We start from the raw sequence: 23,129 nt of genomic DNA on the forward strand, positions 1-23,129 counted from the left end.
GGAGAGTAGGACGCCGCCGAACTATTATTAACGGGAAACCCCCGCACCTCTGGTGCGGGGGTTTTCTGCGTTCCAGGCCCCCTAGAGGGCCTTTTTCTATTTCCCTTGTGCGTTTCAGAGGCGGCCGGCCGCCTTTAGGGACAGGTATGCGTCTGCCAGGGACGGGGCCAGGTCGTTTGGGGTCGCGTCCACGACTGTTACGCCGTGGCGGATGAGTTGTTCCGCCGTGCGGTGGCGTTCCGCGTGGGCCTGGGCGGCGGCTGCGGCGTCGTACACGGCCTCTGTTGTTCCGCGGGCCTTGGCCATCTGCTCGATGTGGGGGTCGGCCACCGATGCCAGGAGGACCGTGTGGCGTTGTGTCAGGCGGGACAGCACCGGGAGCAGGCCCTCCTCGATGGGGGCTGCGTCGAGGCTGGTCAGCAGCACGATCAGTGAGCTGCGCTTCGCGGTGCGGAGGGCTGTTGAGGTCAGGCCCCTGGCGTCCGTTTCGACGAGTTCCGGTTCGAGGGTGGCCAGGGCGTTCACGACGGAGGGAAGTACCTCGCCCGCCGCCCTGCCCTGGACCAGGGCGCGTACCCGGCGGTCGTATGCGAGGAGGTCTACGCGGTCGCCCGCTCGGGAGGCCAGGGCCGCGAGGAGCAGGGCCGCGTCCATCGAGGCGTCCAGGCGCGGGGCGTCGCCGACCCGGCCCGCCGAGGTGCGGCCGGTGTCGAGGACCAGCAGGATGTGGCGGTCGCGCTCCGGGCGCCAGGTGCGGATGGCGACCGTGGACTGCCGGGCGGTGGCGCGCCAGTCGATGGAGCGGGTGTCGTCGCCGGGGACGTAGTCGCGGAGACTGTCGAACTCGGTGCCCTGGCCGCGCGTCAGGACGCTGGTGCGGCCGTCGAGTTCGCGGAGGCGCGCCAGCTTGGACGGGAGGTGCTTCCTGCTGGTGAAGGGGGGCAGGACCCGGAGTGTCCAGGGGACTTTGTGGCTGCCCTGGCGGGTGAGGAGGCCCAAGGGGCCGTACGAGCGGATGGTGATGCGGTCCGCCTGGTGGTCGCCGCGGCGGGTAGGACGCAGGCGGGTGGTCAGGCGGCGGCGCTCGCCGGGTGGGATCGTCAACCGGTGGCGGGAGGACGCTACTTCGGTGCCGGGCTGCCAGCTGCTGGGGGGCCAGGCGTCGCGGAGCTGGGCGCGCAGGGGGCGGCCGGAGGGGTTCGTGACGGTCAGCTCGACGTCGGCGGATTCTCCGAGGCGTACGGAGGTGTCGCCTGCGCGGGTCAGGCCCAGGCGGCGTACGGGGGCGGCCAGGGCGAAGTCGCAGGCGCAGGCCAGGGCCAGTGGGGCGTTCACGGCGAGGATGCCTGTCCAGCTGGGTTCCCAGATGCCTACGGGGAGGCTGCCGAGGGCCGCGAGGAGTGCTGCGCGGCCGGTGAGGGCCATCAGCGGGGGACCGGGACGTGGGCGAGGATCGCGTTGATGACGGAGTCGGCCGTCACGCCCTCCATCTCGGCCTCCGGGCGGAGTTGCACGCGGTGGCGGAGGGTGGGCAGGGCGAGGGCCTTCACGTCGTCGGGGATGACGTAGTCGCGGCCGGTCAGCCAGGCCCAGGCGCGGGCCGTGGAGAGGAGCGCTGTGGCGCCTCGGGGGGAGGCGCCCAGGGTGAGGGACGGGGATTCGCGGGTCGCGCGGCAGATGTCCACCACGTAGGCGGTGATCTCGGGGGAGATCGAGGTCTTGGCGACCGCGGCGCGGGCTGCCTCCAGGTCGGCGGGGCCCGCGACGGGGCGGATGCCGGCGGCGTGCAGGTCGCGGGGGTTGAAGCCCTCCGCGTGGCGGGTGAGGACGTCGATCTCGTCCTGGCGTGAGGGGAGGGGGACGGTGAGCTTGAGGAGGAAACGGTCCAGCTGGGCTTCGGGGAGCGGGTACGTGCCCTCGTACTCGATCGGGTTCTGGGTGGCCGCGACGAGGAAGGGCTCGGGGAGCGGGCGAGGGGTGCCGTCGACCGTGACCTGGCGTTCCTCCATCGCTTCGAGGAGGGAGGACTGGGTCTTGGGAGGGGTGCGGTTGATCTCGTCGGCGAGGAGGAGATTGGTGAAGACCGGGCCCTGCTGGAACGAGAACTCGGTGGTGCGGGCGTCATAGATGAGGGAGCCCGTGACATCGCTCGGCATCAGGTCCGGGGTGAACTGGACGCGCTTGGTGTCGAGTTCGAGGGATGCGGCGAGGGCGCGGACGAGCAGGGTCTTGGCCACTCCGGGTACGCCTTCGAGGAGGACGTGACCGCGGCAGAGCAGGGCCACGACGAGGCCCGTCACCGCGGGGTCCTGGCCGACCACGGCCTTGGAGATCTCGGTGCGCAGGGACTCCAGCGAGGAGCGGGCGCTGGCGGAGCTCCCGGCGTTGTCAGTGGTCGGGTCCATCATGAAGTACGTACCTCTCTTTCGAGGGCGTCGAGTTGGTCGGCGAGGGTGATCAGGGCCGCGTCGTTGCCGGGCGGCGGGCCGAAGAGGAGGGGGTGCAGGTCCTGGCCCGGGGAGTGGAGCCTGGCGGTCAGGGCGGGGAGCAGGGTCTCGGGGGCGTGTGCCTGGCCGGGGGAGACGCCGATGAGGGGGGCGATGCGGGTGCGGGTGGTCGAGCGGAGGGCGGCGGCCGCGCGGTCGCGGGCGTTCGCCTTGCGGTAGAGGCGGGCTCGGCCTTCGACGGTTTCCGAGGCGCGGATGGCTACGGGGAGGCGTTCGGGGACCAGCGGGCCGAGGCGGCGGGCGCGCCAGAGGGCGGCGAGTGCGGCGGCGACGGTGAGTTGCAGGGTGCCCCAGAGCCAGCCGTCGGGGATCAGGTCGAAGAAGTCGCGGTCGGCGTCGTCGGTGGCGGCGGCGTCGGCGGGTGAGGGGAGGTACCAGACCAAGTTCGGTCGGGAGCCGAGGAGTTGCAGGGCCAGTGAGGCGTTGCCCTGCTCGTCGAGGCGGTCGTTGAAGAGGATGTCCGGGGCGCCGAGTACGACGGTGTCGCCGGGTCCGTCGGCCGCCGGGAGCTGTAGCAGGCTGGGCAGGCCGTCGCTGACGTAGCAGGCCTCGGCGTCCGGGGCGAGGGTGTCGTAGCGGAGACCGCCCACGTCGGCGGAGCCTGCACGCTTGGCTGCGGGCAGGGAGCAGCGGGGGGAGAGCTTCGAGTCGAGGCTGGGGGTGGCGTCCGCGGTGACCCCCGGTGCGAGGGTGCTTACCGAGGGGGTGCCGGGGGCGAGGAGCACGGTGCGACCTCGGGAGTCCTCGGTGGCTTCGCGCAGGCGCGACTGCTGGCGCTCGGTGAGCCGGTCGGGCGATGCCACCAGGAGCGTGGTGTCCGGGCCTGCCGCGGACCTGGCCTCTTCGGAGGTGGTGACCACGCGGGTGGAGACACCGCGGTCGGCGAGGAGTTCGGCGACGGCGCGGCTGCCGTACGGGTCGGCCGAGCGGGGGTCGAGGCGGCCGTGCTGGGCCCCGGAGCGGACGGCCGCCATGGCGATGGCGGCTGCCAGGAGGACGAACAGGGCGAGGAGGATGCCGCGGGTTCGGGTCCAGAGCTGGCGGGGGGTGGGGGTGGAGGAGGTCGTGGGGGCGGAGGAGCGGGAGGAGCGGGAGGAGGCGGACGGCCCTGGGGCGGCGTCGGGTGCGAGTGCCGTCGCGGAGGGGGCGGTGGCTGCGGCTGCGGTCGGGGTGGTGCCGGGGGCCGTTGGCGTGGTGCCGGGGGCTGTGGGTGCGGGGGCGGGGGCGGGTGTAGCTGTGCCGGGCGTTGTGTTGGCGGGGGCCGCAGCGACGGGGGCAGGTGTGCCGGGCGCGGTGTTGGCGGGGGCTGTGGGCGCGGGGGCAGGCGCAGCTGTGTCGGGCGTTGTGTTGGCGGGCGCGGGCGCGGGCGCGGGTGTAGCTGTGTTGGGCGTTGTGTTGGCGGGGGCCGCAGAGACGGGGGCAGGTGTGTCGGGCGCGGTGTTGGCGGGGGCCGCGGGGGTGGGGGCAGGTGTGTCCGGCGTTGCGTTCGTGTTCGCGGGCGCGAGCGCGGGTGCAGGTGTGCCGGGCGTTGTGTTGGTGGGGGCCGCGGGGGTGGGTGCAGGTGTGTCCGGCGTTGCGGGCGCGGGCGCGGGTGCAGGTGTGCCGGGCGTCGTGTTGGTGGGTGTAGCTGTGTTGGGCTTTGTGTTGGCGGGGGTTGGGGTGGGGGCTTCGGTGTTGGAGCTGGGGTTGCTCGCGGCCTGTCGCGAGTTCTCGCCTCTGCCGGTTCCGTCATGGCTCTCGGTCGGCGTTCCGCTCGTGTGGGCGCCGGGTTCGGCCTCGGGTCCGTTTGCCGCCGGCCGTTGCGGCTCGGAGTGCGGGGAGGTGTCGGCGTTCGTGGGGTCCTGGGGGGCCGTCACTTGGGGGCTCCCGTAGGGGTGTTGCTCAGTGTCGGCCTTGTTTGGGTCAGGGCCTTGTCCAGGGTGGTCAGTCGGCGGTACGTCGGCTCCGTGGCGGTGCGGCCGCCGTACGTGATGGCGTCGAACGACTGGGCCGCCGAATGGAGTTCCGTCGCGTGGGCGGGGAGCGTTCGGGAGGCCTCCGCCGCTGCTTCGTCTGCTGTGCGGCCCGGGCGGGGGTCCAGCAGGGCGCGTTCCTCCAGGGAGCGGACGATGGCTCGCATGCGCTCCTGGACGGCTTGGCTCCAGTGGCCCTGGGCCGCGTGTGCCTCCGCGGCCGCGCGGTGTTCCGCCGCCGTGCGGGGGCGGTCGTCGAAGAGCGCGGGGGACGACGTGGGGGCGCGGTGGGGGGTGCCCAGGCGCCACCAGAGGGCGGCGAGCAGGGCCACGATCGCGATGACGACGACCAGGAGGCCGAGGCCGCCGCCCGGGGTCGCCCCCGAGGCGGCGGTGAACAGGTCGTCGACCCACTCCCAGAAGCGGTTCAGGGCGCGCTGCAGGAGGCTGGGGTCGTTCTCGTGGTACGCCGGGTTCGACAGTTCGCGCTCGGCGGCCTCCCGCGCGGGGTCGCGCGGGATCGTGACCGGCGGGCCGTCGTCGCCGGTGCGTCGTACGAGTGGTGCGACCGCTCTCGACCCGTGCAGTGCTGCCCCCGTCACCGCATCAGCTCCCGGGGGTTCCGGGGGCGCCCGAGCCGTTGTCGCCCTGGAGGCCCGCCGCGCGCGCGAGTTCGAGGTCGAGGGCCTCGCGGCGGATCCGCTGGTCGATGTAGAGGAGCACGGTGACTCCGGCGGTGATCGGGAACGTGAGCATCGAGCCGATGACCGAGCCGATGCCGCTGACGATCAGGAAGGTCCAGCCGAGGTCGCCGGTGCCGGTGTCGAGGAAGCCGGTGACGCCGTCGCCGCTCACCGCGCCCGCGATGAGGGTGAAGGGGATGACGATGATCGACGCGATGACGTTGGCGATGATCGCGGCGAGCAGCTGGATGCCGAACACCCGCCACCAGGAGCCGCGGACCAGCTTCGCGGAGCGGGCCATCGACTTCTTCACGCCCTGCTTCTCCAGCATCAGGGCGGGCGAGGCGAGCGAGAGGCGGACCAGCAGCCAGATGGCGACGACTCCGGCGGCGAAGCCGCCGAGCACGGCGAGGCTGATGCCGGCGTCGCCGGCCCCGGCCACCGCGATCAGTACGCCGGGCAGGGTGCCGACGGCGACGACCGCCATGCCGATGAGCGGCAGCAGCAGGGTCAGGCCGATCAGCCTCGGCAGCTGCGGCTTGGCGTCCTGCCAGGCCTCCGCCGTGGTGACCGACTTGCCGAGCACGGCGCGGCTGGTGACCATCGTGAGCAGGGCGGTCGCGACGATCGTGCCGAGCAGGGTGATCAGCAGGATCACGCCGGAGCTCAGCAGGGTGTCGCCCAGGGCACGGGTCAGTTCGCCGACGGTCGCGCTCGGGTCGTCGAGGACCTCCGTGGTCTCGCTGTCGTTGAGGACGAGCCCCTGCAGCAGGATGACGACGATCTCCGTGAACACGGCGACGGCAAGCGAGATGCCGAGCACCGTGCGCCAGTACGTACGCATCGTGGAGACCGCGCCGTCCAGGATCTCGCCGACGCCGAGCGGCCGCAGCGGGATGACGCCGGGCTTGGCGGCGGGCGGCGGGCCCTGCCAGGCGCCCCAGCCGGGGTAGCCACCGGGGCCGCCGGGGCCGCCAGGTCCACCGGGGCCGGGGCCGCCAGGGTGTCCGCCGCCCCAGCCGCCACCGGGAGGCGGCGGTGGAGGAGGCGGGGTCTGGCCGGCGGCCGGCGGGCTGGGGGCGGACCACTGGGCGGGCGGCGGCTGCTCCTTGGACCACTTCGAGCCCGGACCGTCGGGCTTGTCCGCGGGCTCGGCAGGTTCGGGCTTGCCGGAGTCCTGTCCGTCGGAGGGGGCAGATCCGGGCGAAGCCCAGCCCGGAGTGTCGTTCATCGTCGCTCCTTCACGGTGCCCGTCCGCTGTCGCGGCGGCCGGTTGGCAGCCATCGTGCCACGGCACGCCCTTGCGGTGACCGGGCAGCGTATGGGCTGCACACCTTCAATTGTCCGTCAGGTACGGGGCAGACTGGGCGGATGGCTGATCAGTACGCGCAATCAGGCGAGGACACACGGCCGACCGAGACCCCGACGAACTCAGCGCCCCCAGTGAGAGCAGCGAGCCCGGCGATCCCCGCGATCCGCTGGGCCGAGCCGCCGGAGGGCCCCGTACTGGTCCTCCTCGACCAGACCAGACTGCCCGGCGAGGAGACCGAGCTAGTGTGCACGGACGCGCCCGCCCTGGTGCAGGCGATCCGCACGCTGGCGGTGCGTGGGGCGCCGCTGCTCGGCATAGCGGGCGCGTACGGCGTCGCGCTGGCCGCCGTACGCGGCTTCGACGTGGACGAGGCCGCGCTCGCGCTCGCGGGGGCCAGGCCCACCGCGGTCAACCTCGGCTCCGGCGTCCGCAGGGCCCTGACGGCGTACCGCTCGGCGGTCGCGGGCGGCGCCGACCAGGAGCTGGCGGGCGCCGCGGCGCTGGCGGCCGCGCGGGAGCTGCACCGGGAGGACGCCGAGGCCAGCGCGAGGATGGCGGTGCACGGTCTGGCGCTGCTCGACGAGATGCTGCCCGGCGGCGGTCACCGCGTCCTCACGCACTGCAACACGGGGGCGCTGGTCTCCGGCGGGGAGGGCACGGCGTTCGCGGTGGCCCTTGCCGCGCACCGGCAGGGACGTCTTCGCAGGCTGTGGGTGGACGAGACGCGTCCCTTGCTGCAGGGTTCGAGGCTGACCGCGTATGAGGCGGCGCGGAGCGGAATGGCGTACACCTTGCTTACGGACAACGCGGCGGGGTCGCTGTTCGCGGCGGGTGAGGTGGATGCCGTACTGATCGGCGCCGACCGCATCGCGGCCGACGGTTCGGTGGCCAACAAGGTGGGGAGCTATCCGCTCGCGGTGCTGGCCCGCTACCACCACGTGCCGTTCATCGTGGTGGCACCGGTCACGACCGTGGACCCGGACACCCCGGACGGAGCGTCCATCGAGGTGGAGCAGCGGGCGAGTCATGAAGTGACGGAGGTCACGGCACCCTACGTGCCGATGGCCGGAATCGAAGCGGGAAGCGGGATCGCGGTGGCACCCCTGGGGACCCAGGCGTACAACCCCGCGTTCGACGTGACACCACCGGAATTGGTGACGGCGATCGTCACCGAGGAGGGCGTCGTGTCGCCCGTGACAGCAGAGGGCCTGGGCGAGCTGTGTGCCAGGTCACGCCAGGTAACGATGAGCTAATGGGATGATGTCAGGCATGAAGGGACGAGTCCTTGTCGTCGACGACGACACCGCACTGGCCGAGATGCTCGGGATTGTGCTGCGTGGTGAAGGTTTTGAGCCGTCGTTCGTAGCTGATGGCGACAAGGCGCTGGCCGCTTTCAGGGAGGCAAAGCCGGATCTTGTACTGCTGGATTTGATGTTGCCGGGCCGTGATGGCATCGAGGTGTGCCGCCTGATCAGGGCGGAATCCGGGGTGCCGATCGTCATGCTCACGGCCAAGAGCGACACCGTGGACGTCGTGGTCGGGCTCGAGTCCGGCGCCGACGACTACATCGTGAAGCCCTTCAAGCCGAAGGAGCTCGTGGCCCGCATCAGGGCGCGGCTGCGGAGGTCCGAGGAGCCCGCGCCGGAGCAGCTGGCCATCGGTGACCTGGTCATCGACGTGGCGGGGCACTCCGTGAAGCGGGAGGGGCAGTCGATCGCGCTGACCCCGCTGGAGTTCGACCTGCTGGTCGCGCTGGCCCGCAAGCCGTGGCAGGTGTTCACGCGTGAGGTGCTGCTCGAGCAGGTCTGGGGCTACCGCCACGCGGCCGACACCCGGCTGGTGAACGTGCACGTCCAGCGGCTGCGCTCGAAGGTCGAGCGGGACCCCGAGCGGCCGGAGATCGTGGTGACCGTCCGTGGTGTCGGTTACAAGGCCGGACCGAGCTGACGTGACCCGGGACAGTTCCCCCGTACCGCCCGGGGCTCCGGGTGGCCGCTCGGGGCGGACTGGCGGGGCCCGGGGCGGTGCGGCGGGCCGGCGCGGCTCCACGTTCGCGAGGCTTCTCGACGGCGGTCTGCTGTTGCAGGACGGGGTGCAGGGCAGCCCCGTCCTGAGGCTCTTCGTGCGCTGGGTGCGGCGCCCGCTGCTGCCCGCCCTGCGGCTGTGGCGGCGCAACATCCAGCTGAAGGTCGTCGTCACGACGCTGCTCATGTCGCTGGGCGTCGTGCTGATGCTCGGCTTCGCCGTCATGAGTTCCGTGAACAACGGCCTGCTCAAGGCCAAGGTGAAGGCCTCGCAGAGCCAGGCCGACGGTGGCTTCCGGGCCGCTCAGGACGAGGCGAACTCCGCCCGGCCGCGCTCCGGGCAGGACAGCGGCACGTCCGACGGCGGGGCCACGCCGCCCACCGCCGTGTGGATGTCCGACCTGGTGGAGCAGCTCTCCAGCGGCGGCCAGAGCGCGTTCAACGTGGTGACGCTGAGCCCGACGTCCACGCCGGGCGGCGCCAGGGTGCGCGGGCCGCGCGCCTCCGGGGGCGTGGACCCGATCCAGAGCGTGCCCGAGTCGCTGCGCAGCAGCGTCGACAAGGGCACCAGGGCGTATCAGAGCAACACCCGGATCGTCTTCAACGACGGCCGTGAAGCACAGCCCGGCCTGGTCATCGGCAAGCGGCTGAACGACCTGAACGGCGAGTCCTACCAGCTGTACTACCTCTTCCCGCTCACCCAGGAGGAGGAGTCCCTCGGCGTCGTCAGGACGACCCTCGCCACCGCCGGCCTGTTCGTCGTCGTACTGCTCGGCGCCATCGCCTGGCTGGTGGTGCGCCAGGTCGTCACGCCGGTACGGATGGCGGCGGGCATCGCCGAGCGGCTGTCCGCCGGGCGCCTTCAGGAACGTATGAAGGTCACCGGAGAGGACGACATCGCGCGGCTCGGTGAGGCCTTCAACAAGATGGCGCAGAACCTCCAGCTGAAGATCCAGCAGCTGGAGGAGCTCTCGCGGATGCAGCGGCGGTTCGTCTCGGACGTCTCGCACGAGCTGCGTACGCCGCTGACGACCGTGCGGATGGCGGCCGACGTCATCCATGACGCGCGCGTGGACTTCGACCCGGTGACGGCGCGGTCGGCCGAGCTGCTCGCCGACCAGCTGGACCGGTTCGAGACGCTGCTCGCGGATCTCCTTGAGATCAGCCGGTTCGACGCGGGCGCGGCGGCCCTGGAGGCCGAGCCGATAGACCTGCGTGAGGTCGTACGACGGGTCGTGGGCGGCGCGGAGCCGCTGGCGGACCGCAAGGGGACGCACATCCGGGTCGTCGGGGACCAGCAGCCCGTGGTCGCCGAGGCCGACGCACGCCGTGTGGAGCGCGTCCTTCGTAATCTCGTGGTCAACGCCGTGGAGCACGGTGAGGGCCAGGACGTCGTGGTGCGGCTCGCGGCGGCGGGCGGCGCGGTCGCGGTCGCGGTGCGTGACTACGGAGTGGGGCTCAAGCCCGGCGAGGCGACCCGGGTGTTCAGCCGCTTCTGGCGGGCCGACCCGGCACGCGCGCGTACCACCGGTGGTACGGGCCTCGGGCTCTCCATCGCGCTCGAGGACGCTCGGCTGCACGGCGGCTGGCTGCAGGCCTGGGGCGAGCCGGGCGGCGGTTCGCAGTTCCGCCTGACGCTGCCGCGCACGGCGGACGAGGCGCTGCGGGGCTCGCCGATACCGCTGGAGCCCGACGACTCGCGGCGCCACCGCGGCCTGAACGACGCCGGTCTGCCGCTCGGCGGCGCGGCCAAGCTGGCCACGGTGCCGGCGCAGCCGTCGACGTCCGAGCGGGTGCCGCCGCCCGTCCCGGCGAGGGCTCCGATCGCGCCGCGGCTCGCGCAGGCGGCCACGGCGGACCCGGCGGCGCTGCCGGGCAGCGGGTCGCGCGTCGTGCCGCGGCGGCCCATGGACGACGACATGCCGCGTGACGAGGAGCCCGATGGCCCCGCGTCCGAGGCGAGCGGGACGGACGGGACGGACGGGACGGACCAGACGGAAACAAATCCCGCAAGGGAAGGGGAGGCCTCTCGTGGGCGCTGACCACGATCGCCGCACCTGTCGCCGCACGCACCGGCGCGCACTGCGGGCCGGTCTGCTGTTCGGCTCCTGCGGGGTGCTGCTCGCGGGCTGCGCCTCGATGCCCGACAGCGGCAACCTCAAGGCGGTCGACGCCTCCCAGCGGCCGGACTCGCAGTCCCAGGTCCGCGTCTACGCGATGCCACCGGGTGAGGACGCGAGCCCCGAGGAGATCGTCCAGGGCTTTCTTGAGGCGCTGACCAGCGACGACCCGGAATTCGCGATGGCGCGCAAGTACCTGACCAAGGACGCGTCCAGGGGCTGGGACCCGGATCTGCAGACCACGGTGCTCGAGAACGGGCCGAGCACCGGATCGGGCAGTGTCGGGGACGACGGCGAGAGCGGCCGTTCCTTCCCGCTGACCGGGCGCAAGGTCGCCACGGTCGACAAGGAGCACGCGTACCAGCTCGACAACGCCGCGTACAACCAGGTCGTCCACCTCACGCAGCAGGACGGATCCAACGGCAAGGAGTGGCGGATCGACCGGGTGCCGCCGGGCGTCGTGCTCGGGCAGTCCGACTTCCAGCGGATCTACTGGTCCGTCAACAAGTACTACTTCGCGACGCGTTCGTCCGGCGCCACCGGAGGCGGCCAGGAAGGTCTCGTCGCCGACCCCGTCTACATACGTCAGCGAATAGACCCCGTGACGGAGACCGTCAAGGCGCTCCTCGACGGGCCCACCACGTGGCTCAAGCAGGTCGTGGGCACCCGCTTCCCTACGGGTACGCGGCTCAAGGCGGACACCAGGACGCTGGCGCCCGACGACCAGGGCAAGCTGACGGTGCCGCTGAACGCGAAGGCCGATCCCATAGGCCAGGAGCGGTGCACCGAGATGGCCGCCCAACTGCTGTTCACGCTCCAGGACCTGACGTCGTCCGGCGTCGAGGAGGTGGAGCTCCAGCGCCGCAACGGCTCGCAGCTGTGCGTCCTGAGCAAGGACCGGGCCGAGTCCGTCGCCTCGCGCCGCACCGCGGACCACCCCGACTTCCAGTACCTCATCGACGACAGGCGGCGCCTGGTGCGGATGCCTGCCAGCGCCAAGGGCAAGGTCGATCCGGAGCCCGTGCAGGGGCGGTTGGGCAGTGGCGAGCAGCCGCTGCGGTCCGCCGCCGTGTCGCGGGACGAGGAGCGGGCGGCCGGGGTGTCGCTCGACGGGCGCTCGCTGTACATGGGGTCGCTGGTCTCCACGGGCGCGCTCGGCAAGCCGGAGGTGCGCAGCAGGGCCAAGTCCGAGAAGGACGGTCTCTCCACGCCCAGTTGGGACGGCCGCGGCGACCTCTGGGTGGCCGACCGTGACCCGAAGCGGCAGCGGCTGCTCTGGCTGGAGCAGGGGGCGGGAGACCCGCTGCCGGTCAAGATCTCGGGCCTCGACGGGCGGATCGAGGCGGTGCGGGTGTCGGCCGACGCCGTACGGGTCGCGCTCCTCGTGAAGAAGGACGGCAAGACGTCCCTGAAGATCGGCCGCGTCGAGCGGACGGGTGCCAAGGGCGAGCAGCCGGACATCTCGGTGGTCGAACTGCGCCAGGCGGCACCGCAGATGGAGGAGGTCACCGCCATGTCGTGGGCGGGCGGCAGCCGTCTCGTGGTGGTCGGGCGCGAGTCCGGCGGTGTGCAGCAGATGCGGTACGTCCAGTGCGACGGCTCGGTGCCCGCGGGCGCGACGCTGCCCGGCCTCACCGGCGTGAAGGAGATCGCGGCGTCCGAGGACGAGCGGCAGCCGCTGGTGGCGCACTCGGACGACGGGATCGTGCGGCTGCCGACGGGTGCGCAGTGGCAGACGGTGGTCAAGGAAGGTACGGCGCCGGTCTACCCGGGGTGAGGCGTCGCGGGTAAGGCCGCTCCTGTGCCGTGGAGTTGTCCACAGGCGGTTTTCCACAGGGGTGGCAGCGGCGCGCGCGCCTTGGCACAGTGGTGGGCATGCCGGGGTGGTGGCGGGACCTCACCGATCTGGTGCTGCCGGCCGAGTGCGGAGGCTGTGGCACACCGCGTACGGCGCTCTGCGCACAGTGCCGCGAAGCCCTGTGCGGGACCGTGCCGTGCCGGGTGAGCCCCGATCCGCGGCCGCCCGGACTGCCGGTGGTGCACGCGGCGGCTCCCTACGAGGACGGGGTGCGGGCGCTGCTGCTCGCGCACAAGGAGCGGGGCGCCCTGGGGCTCGCGGGGCCGCTGGGGGCGGGGCTGGCCGCGGCGGTGCGCGCGGGGCTGCGGAGTGACGGCGCTTGCGTGCGGGGTGACGCTTCGACGCGCGGTGCCGCTCGGGCGCGTGGTGACGCTCCGGTACTGCTGGTGCCCGTTCCGTCGGCTCCCCGGGCCGTGCGGGCGCGTGGGCACGATCCGGTACGGCGGATCGCGCTGGCGGCGGCGGGTGAGCTGCGGCGCGGCGGGACGCGGGCCCGGGTGCTCTGCGTGCTGCGCCAGCGGCGTGCGGTGGCCGACCAGGCGGGGCTCAACTCCCGGCAGCGGCAGGTGAATCTCCACGGCGCTCTGGAGGTGACCGCGGGTGGCGGGCGGCTCGTCGCCGACGGCGGCCGGATCGTGATCGTGGACGACCTGATGACCACGGGCGCGTCTTTGTCCGAGGCGGCCCGCGCAATACGTGACGTACACACGGAAGGTGAAAAGCGGGCCGCGGTGGTAACAGCCCGTGAAATAGCGTGCGAGAACAGGGTCACCGCCGCTGTTGTCGCCTCCTCACCGGATTCTTTCGGAATAAACCGGAACTGACTGGGAACTTGCATCGTTGCAGGTAGTGAGAGGGCCAATACACCTGAATGGAGGTATGCGGCGGTAGAGGGTGACGACATCCGTCCGGGCGAGATATGTTCGGTTGTGAGGAATGGCGGACGCCGCCCCTCGCATATCGGAATGCCGGTCGCCGGGTTTTTCCGCAATCACCGGGGCCGGTCGGGGTGTAGATCTTGTTCGCGGGGGAGGAGGAGGTGGAAGTCACCGAGTCCGAGGCTCCGGGAGTCACCGGGGCCTGGTGCAAAAGGGAGATGCTCCGCCACCGAAGCGGGGCGATCCGGGAACGGAGTTCTGCGTGGACATCGTCGTCAAGGGCCGCAAGACCGAGGTACCCGAGCGGTTCCGCAAGCACGTGGCCGAGAAGCTGAACCTGGAGAAGATCCAGAAGCTTGACGCCAAGGTGATCAGCCTGGACGTCGAGGTGTCCAAGGAGGCCAACCCGCGTCAGGCCGACCGTTCCGACCGCGTGGAGATCACACTCCGCGGACGTGGACCCGTGATCCGCGCGGAGGCCTCGGCAACCGATCCGTACGCGGCGCTCGACCTGGCCACCGCCAAGCTCGACGCCCGGCTGCGCAAGCAGCACGAGAAGCGCCACAACCGGCGCGGCACCGGCAGGCTCTCCGCCGCCGAGGTTGCCGAGCGGGTGCCGGACGCGGCGACTCTCAACGGAGACGGCACCGTCGTACGTGAGGAAGAGCCGGACGGTATCCCCGTCAAGAGGATCGGCTCACTGGAGATCCAGGGCGAAGGCCCGCTCGTGGTCCGCGAGAAGAGCCACGTGGCGGCCCCGATGTCGCTCGACCAGGCGCTCTACGAGATGGAACTCGTCGGGCACGACTTCTACTTGTTCGTCGACTCGGAGACGAAGGAACCGAGCGTCGTCTACCGGCGACACGCCTACGACTACGGCGTCATCCGCCTCAACACCGACCCCATGGTCACGCGGGCGGAGTCCGCGGGCGGGGGCGGTGCGCTCGGCGGCTGACCCCGGTCGGCCGAGGGCTCGATGGTGCCCCTGGAGCGCGTGTGCGCCCCCAGGGGCATCATCATGCGACCCCTGCGCGCACCGCGCGGCCGTCCGGGCATGAAATCATGGGCGGAGCCGGCCAACCGGTGTGCTGTCGCCTCGGGTTGGCGACAGCCGACGCACAACGGGCCATGGCCTTCAGGGGGAGGAACGATGGCGGACAGCTTCGGACCGATGCGGGATGAGGGTGCCGACAGCGGCATCGGCATCGGCACGGACGCGGGCGCACCGCGCAAGGAGCCCATCAGGGTCCTGGTGGTGGACGACCACGCGCTCTTCCGTCGTGGCCTGGAGATCGTCCTCGCCGCCGAGGAGGACATCCAGGTGGTCGGGGAGGCGGGCGACGGCGCGGAGGCGGTGGACAAGGCCGCGGACCTGCTGCCGGACATCGTGCTGATGGACGTACGGATGCCCAAGCGCGGCGGCATCGAGGCCTGCACCTCCATCAAGGAGGTCGCACCCAGCGCCAAGATCATCATGCTGACGATCAGCGACGAGGAGGCCGACCTCTACGACGCGATCAAGGCGGGCGCCACGGGCTACCTCCTCAAGGAGATCTCCACGGACGAGGTCGCCACGGCGATTCGCGCGGTGGCCGACGGACAGTCGCAGATCAGCCCGTCCATGGCGTCGAAACTGCTCACCGAGTTCAAGTCGATGATCCAGCGCACCGACGAGCGCAGGCTGGTGCCCGCGCCGCGGCTGACCGAGCGCGAGCTGGAAGTGCTGAAGCTGGTCGCCACGGGCATGAACAACCGCGACATCGCGAAAGAGCTCTTCATCTCCGAGAACACCGTGAAGAACCACGTCCGCAACATCCTGGAGAAGCTGCAGCTGCACTCCAGGATGGAGGCGGTCGTGTACGCGATGCGGGAGAAGATCCTCGAGATCAGGTGAGGCCGGGGGCTCCGGCTCAGCCCAGGGCGCGGACCAACTCGGCGGTCAGCTCGGGACGGTCCACCCGCTCCACCCGTACGGAATCGCAGTTGACCCAGGTCGCCGCCTCGCGGAGCGCCTGTGCCACCGCGGGCACGGACTTGGGGCCGTCCAGCGACACCTGCTTGGCGACCAGCGTGCTGCCCTCGCGGGCCGGGTCCACGCGGCCGACCAGGTGGCCAGCGGCCAGGACCGGCATCGCGAAGTAGCCGTGGATCCGCTTGGGCTTGGGGACGTACGCCTCGAGGCGGTGGGTGAAGCCGAAGATCCGCTCCGTGCGGGCCCGCTCCCAGATCAGGGAGTCGAAGGGCGAGAGGAGCGTCGTGCGGTGGCGGCCGCGCGGGACGCTCGCCAGTGCCGCGGGATCGGCCCAGGCAGGCTTGGACCAGCCCTGCACCGTCACCGGGACGAGCCCCGAGTCCGCGACCACCGCGTCGAACTGCTCGCCCTTGAGGCGGTGGTAGTCCGCGATGTCCGCGCGCGTGCCGACGCCCAGCGACTGCCCTGCCAGGCGGACCAGGCGGCGCAGGCACTCCGTGTCGTCCAGGTCGTCATGGAGCAGCGCCTCGGGGATCGCGCGCTCCGCGAGGTCGTACACCCGCTTCCAGCTGCGCCGCTCGGTGCAGACCACCTCGCCGTACATCAGCGCGCGCTCGACGGCGACCTTCGCGTCCGACCAGTCCCACCACTCGCCCTTGTTCTTCGCGCCGCCCAATTCCGTGGCCGTGAGGGGGCCTTCGGCGGTGAGCTGCTTGATCACCGTGTCGTACGCGCCGTTCGGCAGGTCGTGGTGCCAGTGCGGACGGGTGCGGTACGCGCGGCGGCGGAAGGCGAAGTGCGGCCACTCCTCGATGGGCAGGATGCACGCGGCGTGCGACCAGTACTCGAAGGCGTGCGGCCGGGCGGGGCCGGAGCCCGCCGACGCCCCGTCCCAGTACGCCGCCTCGATCCGGTCGCGGCCCACGGCGCCCAGACGTGCGTACGGAATGAGCTCGTGCGAGCGGGCCAGGACCGAGATCGTGTCGAGCTGGACCGCGCCGAGATGCCGCAGCACGCCCCGCACGCCGGACCTGCGGTCCGGGGCGCCCAAGAATCCCTGGGCGCGCAGCGCGATGCGGCGGGCCTCGTCGGCGGAGAGGTCGATGGCGGGGCGCGGCAGGCTCGTCATGCCGGAAACGATAGGCGGCGGCACTGACAACGCCCCGCGGCCTGCGGGAAGAGGCGTGAAGAGGTGGGCTGCGGGGTCGGCCTCAGTCCCCGGCCGCCTCAGTCCCGGGCCGGCAGATAGGGCTGGCTCGACGACAGGCCGAGGTCGCTCGGGAGCAGGGCGCCCACCCAGCAGTCACGCAGCGTGGACTTGTTCAGGAGGGCGCCGCGCAGGGTGCCCTCGAAGGCGAAGCCCGCCTTCTCCGCCACCGCGCGCGATCCCGTGTTGCCGACCTCGGCGCGCCACTCCAGGCGGGTGCAGCCCAGGTCGCCGAAGGCCCACCTGGCCAGGGCGAGGACGGCCTCCGTCATGTAGCCGTTGCCCCGGTGCTCCTTCGCCGTCCAGAAGCCGACCTCCCAGGCGCCCGAGCGCGGGTGGTGCAGGCTGGCGGCGGCGATCAGCGGGCCGCCGCCCCGGGGACGTACGGCAAAGGTGTACTCCGTGTCGTAGCGCCAGCCGTCCGGCACCATGCGCGTGATGAAGCCCTCCGCGTCCGTGCGCGCGTACGGGGAGGGGATCGTGGTCCAGCGCTGGATGTCGGGGTCCTGACAGGCCGCGTACGTCTCGTCGGTGTCGGCGGACGTGAAGGTGCGCAAGGTCAGGCGTTCGGTGGTGAGGGTGACGGGCTCCATCCGGTGATTCTGCGGGGGCGAGGGGCCATGGGCCAGTGCTTTTCGCCGCGCTTTCACCCGCATTTCGCCGAGCGCTGATCGGCACAACCCGGCACCTTCCAGGCCCCCCGTCCGTTGACGTATCGGCAGACCTCCCGGCGCGGCCCGCTCCTCGCTTACGATGGCCGTTGCCCTATGAGTAAACCGACCATGCCAGGCCCGACCGGCAAGGAGACCAACCCCCGTGTCCGTCCTCTCGAAGATCATGCGTGCAGGCGAAGGCAAGATCCTGCGCAAGCTGCACCGCATCGCGGACCAGGTCAACTCCATCGAAGAGGACTTTGTCAGCCTCTCCGACGCCGAGCTGCGCGCGCTGACCGAGGAGTACAAGGAGCGTTACGCCGACGGCGAGACCCTTGACGACCTCCTCCCCGAAGCCTTTGCCACGGTGCGTGAGGCCGCCAAGCGCGTCCTCGGCCAGCGGCACTACGACGTCCAGATGATGGGCGGCGCCGCGCTGCACCTCGGCTATGTGGCCGAGATGAAGACCGGTGAGGGCAAGACGCTCGTCGGCACCCTCCCCGCGTACCTCAACGCCCTGTCGGGCAAGGGCGTGCACCTGATCACGGTCAACGACTACCTGGCCGAGCGCGACTCCGAGATGATGGGCCGCGTCCACAAGTTCCTGGGCCTGTCCGTCGGCTGCATCATCGCCAACATGACGCCGGCCCAGCGCCGCGAGCAGTACGCGAGCGACATCACGTACGGCACGAACAACGAATTCGGCTTCGACTACCTGCGCGACAACATGGCGTGGTCGAAGGACGAACTGGTGCAGCGCGGCCACAACTTCGCGATCGTCGACGAGGTCGACTCGATCCTGGTGGACGAGGCCCGTACGCCGCTGATCATCTCCGGCCCCGCCGACCAGGCCACCAAGTGGTACGGCGACTTCGCCAAGTTGGTCACCCGCCTCACCAAGGGCGAGCCCGGCAACCAGCTGAAGGGCATCGAGGAGACCGGCGACTACGAGGTCGACGAGAAGAAGCGCACCGTCGCCATCCACGAGTCCGGCGTCGCCAAGGTCGAGGACTGGCTGGGCATCGACAACCTGTACGAGTCGGTCAACACCCCGCTCGTGGGTTACCTGAACAACGCCATCAAGGCCAAGGAACTCTTCAAGAAGGACAAGGACTACGTCGTCATCGACGGCGAAGTCATGATCGTCGACGAGCACACCGGCCGTATCCTCGCCGGCCGCCGCTACAACGAGGGCATGCACCAGGCGATCGAGGCGAAGGAAGGGGTGGACATCAAGGACGAGAACCAGACCTTGGCCACGATCACCCTGCAGAACTTCTTCCGCCTCTACAAGCGCCACGACCACGACGGCAAGGAGACCCCCGGTCTCTGCGGCATGACCGGTACGGCCATGACCGAGGCCGCCGAGTTCCACCAGATCTACAAGCTGGGCGTCGTGCCGATCCCGACGAACCGGCCCATGGTCCGCGCCGACCAGTCGGACCTGATCTACCGCACCGAGGTCGCGAAGTTCGCCGCCGTCGTCGACGACATCGCCGAGAAGCACGAGCAGGGCCAGCCGATCCTGGTCGGCACGACCTCCGTGGAGAAGTCGGAGTACCTCTCCCAGCAGCTCTCCAAGCGCGGCGTCCAGCACGAGGTCCTGAACGCCAAGCAGCACGACCGTGAGGCGCCGATCATCGCCCAGGCCGGCCGCAAGGGCGCCGTCACCGTCGCGACGAACATGGCCGGACGAGGCACGGACATCAAGCTCGGCGGCAACCCCGACGACCTCGCCGAGGCGGAGCTGCGCCAGCGCGGCCTCGACCCCGTCGAGCACGTCGAGGAGTGGGCCGCGGCGCTGCCCGCCGCCCTGGAGAAGGCCGAGCGCGCCGTGAAGGCGGAGTTCGAGGAGGTCAAGGACCTCGGCGGGCTCTACGTCCTGGGCACCGAGCGCCACGAGTCGCGCCGCATCGACAACCAGCTGCGCGGTCGTTCCGGCCGTCAGGGCGACCCGGGCGAGTCCCGGTTCTACCTCTCGCTGGGCGACGACCTGATGCGTCTGTTCAAGGCGCAGATGGTCGAGCGCGTGATGGCGATGGCGAACGTCCCGGACGATGTGCCGATCGAGAACAAGATGGTGACGCGCGCGATCGCGTCCGCCCAGTCGCAGGTCGAGCAGCAGAACTTCGAGACGCGTAAGAACGTCCTGAAGTACGACGAGGTCCTCAACCGCCAGCGCGAGGTCATCTACGGCGAGCGTCGCCGCGTCCTGGAGGGCGAGAACCTCCAGGACCAGGTCACGCACTTCATGGACGACACGATCGACGCGTACATCTCGGCGGAGACCGCCGAGGGCTTCGCCGAGGAGTGGGACCTGGACCGGCTGTGGGGCGCCTTCAAGCAGCTCTACCCGGTGAAGGTCACCATCGAGGAGCTGGAGGAGGACGCGGGCGACCGCGCGGGTCTGACCGCCGAGTTCATCTCCGAGTCCATCAAGGACGACATCCACCAGCAGTACGAGGCGCGTGAGGAGCAGCTCGGCTCCGAGATCATGCGTGAGCTGGAGCGACGGGTCGTCCTCTCGGTGCTCGACCGCAAGTGGCGCGAGCACCTCTACGAGATGGACTACCTCCAGGAGGGCATCGGCCTCCGTGCCATGGCGCAGAAGGACCCGCTGGTCGAGTACCAGCGCGAGGGCTTCGACATGTTCAACGCCATGATGGACGGCATCAAGGAAGAGTCCGTCGGCTACCTGTTCAACCTGGAGGTCCAGGTCGAGCAGCAGGTCGAGGAGGTTCCGGTGTCGGACGCGGCCGGGGCGACGTCCCTGGACAAGAAGGACGCCGTTCCCGCCGGTGGCGGCCGTCCCGAGATCCGCGCCAAGGGGCTCGACGCCCCGCAGCGGCCGGACCGTCTGCACTTCCAGGCGCCGAACGCCGAGGGCGGCGTCGACGAGGGCGACTTCGAGACCGAGGACGCGGGTGCGCGGTCCGAGTCGGACGGCATGACCCGGGCGGAGCGGCGCAAGGCCCAGAAGGGCGGGCGTCGCCGCAAGAAGTAGCGGCGCGCTGTAGCTGTAGCTGTAGCTGTTGGGGGCCGGGCACCGTGGGGTGCTCGGCCCCTTTGCCTTTTCATCTCCCGGGCGCGCCGACCTCCACCGCCGTGCAGCGCCACCTCTGGTCCGCGCCCAGGTGCAGGCGGAACGCCAGGGCGCTGAGGGTGGCGCCCGTGCCGATTCTCGCGAAGACCTCGTAGACGCCGGGGCACGGTTCGTAGTGGCCGATCCGGTGGATCGTGGGGCGCCGGCCGTTCACGGTCAGGGGCGTGCGTTCGGCGAGGCGGGTCAGGTCGTCGAACGCGGTGTGCGCGATGTGGCGCGCCGCCCAGTGGACCGGCTTCTGGCCGCTGAGGACCAGGAGCAGACGCTCGGTGAAGAGCTCGGTGGGGTGCGGTGGGGGCTGGGGCGGGGTCCTGGGCGGGCGCGTCGGTGTACGGGCCGCCGCGGGGCGGCGGGGGTCCGTGCGGCCCGGTGGGCGGGTGGGCGCCGGCGGGCGGGGACGGGGCCTGGTCATCACCTTCTGCATGCCGTATCGCCTCCGGCTTCGCTGGCCCGGTTCCTGGGATTTCGGTACCGGGGAGTAACTTCCGTCGGAGATCTTGTACGGGGACGAGGGCGCGGGTCGCAAGGGTCTGCCGGTGGTGGGGGCAGGGGGCGGAGGAGTCACCTATCCGGGTGATCGGGGGTGGCTCGGGCCTTGGGGGCGCTGGGGTGTGCCGGGTGAAGGGCGGGGGTGCGGGGTGACGTGGGGGGTGGGTGTGGGGCGCAGCTCGAAGGGGGACTCCCGCACGTATTCTGGAGGCCTCTTCTTTGACCTCCGACTCTCTGTCTCCACCGGTGCAGTGTGTCTACGACTGTGAAAGCGGGCCGTCATGCGCGTCTACGTTCCCCTGACCCTGAGCCGTCTCGCCGAGGCGTACAAGGCGGGCGAGCTGGGGCCCGCGCCGCTGACCGCCTATGCCGTGACGCCCGCTCTGCGTGAGTGGTACGTCTCGGACGACGTGGAGGAGCTGGAGTACGCCGCCCTCAACCGGGCCGCGCTCGCTTCGCTGCGGTTGATCGCGGGTGATCCGGGGGCGGCTCGGCGGCGGGTCGTGCTGGCCGCGGATGTGGCGGACGGGGCGGTGGAGCTCGATCCGGAGCTGGACCCGGAGCTGGACCCGGAGCTCGACCCGGAGCTCGGGCTCGGCGAGGTGCGGGTGGCCGGGGTGCTGGGCCTGAAGAAGGTCGCCGCCGTGCATGTGGATGCCGGGGATGCGGAGGCGGATGTCGCTGCGGGGGCGGAGGCTCTGGGGGTCGCGGACCAGGGGGACGATGACGCGCGGTTCACCGTGGACGGTGTCGAGGACCACGAGCTGCTGTGGTTCGCGACGCAGGAGATTCCCGGGCTGATCGCCTGAGGGTTCCCTGCGGGGCTTGGGCGGGGTCCTCTCCCACCCACCCGCCCGTCACCCCGCATCCGACCCTGGACGAACAGGCCTTCCCGCCCACCCGTCCGATTGCCCCGCAATCGGGAACGCTCCTGAGGGAACGTGCCGGTTTGTCCGCCCGGAGCACGGTTCCCGGCGCCCCGGAGCCGAAGCCGCCCCGGATGGCAGACGGTGCGTCCGGGTACCGTTTGCCTATGGGGAAGCTGCTGCGCGGGGCGCATATCGTGTGGGACTGGAACGGGACTCTGCTGCATGACATCGATGCGGTGATCGAGTCCACGAACGCCTCCTTCGCGGAGCTCGGCCTCGAGCCGATCACGCTCGAGCGGTATCGCGACCTGTACTGCGTGCCCATTCCGCTGTTCTACGAGCGGCTGATGGGGCGGCTGCCCACCGATGCCGAGTGGCTGGTCATGGACGCCGTGTTCCACAAGCACTACTGGATGCGGGTCGAGGCGTGCGCGCTGGCCGACGGCGCCGCCGAGCTGCTCGCGGGGCGGCGGGCAGCCGGGCGTACGCAGTCGCTGCTCTCGCTCGCGCCGCACGAGCACCTGGTGCCGATCGTGCGGCGGCACGGGATCGAGGAGCACTTCGTGCGCATCGACGGGCGCACGGACACCTCGCACGCGGGCAAGGCCGAGCGCATGGTGCGCCACCTGGAGGCCCTGGAGTCCGTGCCCGCGGACCGGATCGTCGTGATCGGTGACGCCGTCGACGACGCGGTGGCCGCCGCACACGTGGGCGCGCAGGCCGTGCTCTACACCGGGGGCTCGCACAGCAGGGCCAGCCTGGAGGCCGTCGGTGTCCCGGTGGTCGACAGCCTCGCGGAAGCCGTGGAGAGGGCCGAGTCGCTGGCCGCCTAGCTACGTCACCGGGGCCTTCGCCCGCAGGACCGTGAGGAACTCCCTCATCCAGCCGGAGTGGTCCGGCCAGGCACGGGCCGAGACCAGCGTGCCGTCGACCACCACCTCGGCGTCCTTGAACGTCGCGCCCGCCGTCTGCATGTCCAGCTCGAGGGCCGGGTACGCCGTGACCCTGCGACCGCTGAGGCCGCCGATCGCCGCGGTCAGGAGCGGGCCGTGGCAGATCTGCGCGACCGGCTTGTCCGCGTCGAAGAAGGACTTGAGGATCTTGCGGAGCTCCGGGTCGTTGCGCAGATACTCCGGGGCCCGGCCGCCCGGGATCACCAGAGCGGCGTACTGTCCGGGATCGACTTCCGAGAAGGCGAGGTCCGCGGGCCACGTGTAGCCCGGCTTCTCCGTGTACGTGTCGAAGCCCGGCTCGAAGTCGTGCACCACGAACTGCAGCTTCTTGCGGGCGGGGGCGGCGATGTGGACGTCGTACCCCTCCTCGCGCAGCCGCTGGAAGGGGTACAGGACCTCCAGGGACTCCGCCGCGTCACCGGTCACTATGAGGATCTTGGCTGCCATCGGTGCTCGCTCCCCTGTCGTGCGTGTCCGTCGTGTCCGTCCGTCCCGCTCAACGTGCATCCGCCCGTCCGGTTTGCCAAGAGGGCCCACCGGTCCGGAGAG

General features: G+C 71.3%; 19 protein-coding genes. 10 read left to right on the top strand and 9 right to left on the bottom strand.

Annotated features, from left to right (window positions below):
- Positions 1-114: 114 nt before the first annotated feature.
- From ACIGXX_RS42250 to ACIGXX_RS42270, 5 genes are all read right to left on the bottom strand, one after another.
- Positions 115-1,425 (bottom strand): DUF58 domain-containing protein, encoded by a 1,311-nt coding sequence (locus ACIGXX_RS42250; RefSeq protein WP_351170852.1) that lies wholly within the window; start codon positions 1,423-1,425, stop codon positions 115-117.
- Positions 1,425-2,405, bottom strand: a complete 981-nt coding sequence (locus tag ACIGXX_RS42255; protein ID WP_361469584.1) for a MoxR family ATPase — start codon at positions 2,403-2,405, stop codon at positions 1,425-1,427. The genes ACIGXX_RS42250 and ACIGXX_RS42255 overlap by 1 nt, the downstream gene beginning before the upstream one ends.
- On the bottom strand, positions 2,405-3,481 hold the full coding sequence (locus ACIGXX_RS42260; protein WP_399984301.1) for a DUF4350 domain-containing protein: 1,077 nt from the start codon (positions 3,479-3,481) through the stop codon (positions 2,405-2,407). The genes ACIGXX_RS42255 and ACIGXX_RS42260 overlap by 1 nt, the downstream gene beginning before the upstream one ends.
- A gap of 878 nt (positions 3,482-4,359) precedes the next feature.
- Positions 4,360-5,061, bottom strand: coding sequence for a DUF4129 domain-containing protein (locus ACIGXX_RS42265; RefSeq protein WP_399984304.1), 702 nt, complete (start codon positions 5,059-5,061; stop codon positions 4,360-4,362).
- Positions 5,062-5,065: 4 nt separating this feature from the next.
- Entirely contained in the window at positions 5,066-6,373 is a 1,308-nt protein-coding gene (locus ACIGXX_RS42270) for a glycerophosphoryl diester phosphodiesterase membrane domain-containing protein (RefSeq protein ID WP_399984307.1), read from the bottom strand.
- A 140-nt stretch (positions 6,374-6,513) separates the two neighbouring features.
- Here ACIGXX_RS42270 and mtnA point away from each other — a divergent pair, with 140 nt between their 5' ends.
- The 7 genes from mtnA to ACIGXX_RS42305 all read left to right on the top strand — a co-directional run bounded on the left by mtnA (position 6,514) and on the right by ACIGXX_RS42305 (position 15,228).
- Complete coding sequence (gene mtnA, locus ACIGXX_RS42275) at positions 6,514-7,707, top strand: S-methyl-5-thioribose-1-phosphate isomerase (protein ID WP_399984310.1); 1,194 nt, start codon at positions 6,514-6,516, stop codon at positions 7,705-7,707.
- Positions 7,708-7,711: 4 nt separating this feature from the next.
- A complete protein-coding gene (mtrA, locus tag ACIGXX_RS42280; protein WP_198502768.1) occupies positions 7,712-8,401 on the top strand; it encodes a two-component system response regulator MtrA in 690 nt (229 codons plus the stop codon).
- A 1-nt stretch (position 8,402) separates the two neighbouring features.
- Positions 8,403-10,520 carry an MtrAB system histidine kinase MtrB gene (gene mtrB, locus ACIGXX_RS42285; protein ID WP_399984315.1) on the top strand — a complete coding sequence of 706 codons (2,118 nt, stop codon included), beginning with the start codon at positions 8,403-8,405 and terminating at the stop codon, positions 10,518-10,520.
- Positions 10,510-12,375: an LpqB family beta-propeller domain-containing protein gene (locus ACIGXX_RS42290; protein ID WP_399984318.1), complete on the top strand. Its 1,866-nt coding sequence runs from the start codon at positions 10,510-10,512 to the stop codon at positions 12,373-12,375. The genes mtrB and ACIGXX_RS42290 overlap by 11 nt, the downstream gene beginning before the upstream one ends.
- A 98-nt stretch (positions 12,376-12,473) precedes the next feature.
- A complete protein-coding gene (locus ACIGXX_RS42295) occupies positions 12,474-13,280 on the top strand; it encodes a ComF family protein (RefSeq protein ID WP_361469566.1) in 807 nt (268 codons plus the stop codon).
- A gap of 316 nt (positions 13,281-13,596) precedes the next feature.
- Complete coding sequence (hpf, locus tag ACIGXX_RS42300) at positions 13,597-14,289, top strand: ribosome hibernation-promoting factor, HPF/YfiA family (protein ID WP_383822238.1); 693 nt, start codon at positions 13,597-13,599, stop codon at positions 14,287-14,289.
- 195 nt (positions 14,290-14,484) lie between these two features.
- On the top strand, positions 14,485-15,228 hold the full coding sequence (locus tag ACIGXX_RS42305; protein ID WP_351170876.1) for a response regulator transcription factor: 744 nt from the start codon (positions 14,485-14,487) through the stop codon (positions 15,226-15,228).
- A 16-nt stretch (positions 15,229-15,244) separates the two neighbouring features.
- Here the strand turns inward: ACIGXX_RS42305 and ACIGXX_RS42310 are convergent, their stop codons facing one another.
- Positions 15,245-16,435 (bottom strand): winged helix-turn-helix domain-containing protein, encoded by a 1,191-nt coding sequence (locus ACIGXX_RS42310; RefSeq protein ID WP_399984324.1) that lies wholly within the window; start codon positions 16,433-16,435, stop codon positions 15,245-15,247.
- Positions 16,436-16,533: 98 nt separating this feature from the next.
- Entirely contained in the window at positions 16,534-17,106 is a 573-nt protein-coding gene (locus ACIGXX_RS42315; protein WP_351170882.1) for a GNAT family N-acetyltransferase, read from the bottom strand.
- Positions 17,107-17,329: 223 nt separating this feature from the next.
- On the opposite strand from ACIGXX_RS42315, the gene secA reads away from it, so the two are divergent.
- The gene (gene secA / locus ACIGXX_RS42320) at positions 17,330-20,170 is read left to right on the top strand and encodes a preprotein translocase subunit SecA (protein ID WP_351170885.1); all 2,841 of its coding nucleotides are present in this window, start codon (positions 17,330-17,332) and stop codon (positions 20,168-20,170) included.
- A gap of 70 nt (positions 20,171-20,240) precedes the next feature.
- On the opposite strand, the gene ACIGXX_RS42325 is transcribed toward secA, so the two are convergent.
- Positions 20,241-20,681: an Rv3235 family protein gene (locus tag ACIGXX_RS42325; protein ID WP_366462255.1), complete on the bottom strand. Its 441-nt coding sequence runs from the start codon at positions 20,679-20,681 to the stop codon at positions 20,241-20,243.
- A gap of 358 nt (positions 20,682-21,039) precedes the next feature.
- On the opposite strand from ACIGXX_RS42325, the gene ACIGXX_RS42330 reads away from it, so the two are divergent.
- Positions 21,040-21,567 carry a DUF6912 family protein gene (locus ACIGXX_RS42330; RefSeq protein WP_399984330.1) on the top strand — a complete coding sequence of 176 codons (528 nt, stop codon included), beginning with the start codon at positions 21,040-21,042 and terminating at the stop codon, positions 21,565-21,567.
- A gap of 224 nt (positions 21,568-21,791) precedes the next feature.
- Positions 21,792-22,460: an HAD family hydrolase gene (locus ACIGXX_RS42335; protein WP_351170893.1), complete on the top strand. Its 669-nt coding sequence runs from the start codon at positions 21,792-21,794 to the stop codon at positions 22,458-22,460.
- Here the strand turns inward: ACIGXX_RS42335 and ACIGXX_RS42340 are convergent, their stop codons facing one another.
- Positions 22,461-23,027 carry a DJ-1/PfpI family protein gene (locus ACIGXX_RS42340; protein WP_351170896.1) on the bottom strand — a complete coding sequence of 189 codons (567 nt, stop codon included), beginning with the start codon at positions 23,025-23,027 and terminating at the stop codon, positions 22,461-22,463. It lies immediately after the preceding gene.
- Positions 23,028-23,129 lie beyond the last annotated feature (102 nt).

This window comes from Streptomyces sp. NPDC055243, assembly GCF_044544025.1.
Lineage (GTDB): Bacteria > Actinomycetota > Actinomycetes > Streptomycetales > Streptomycetaceae > Streptomyces.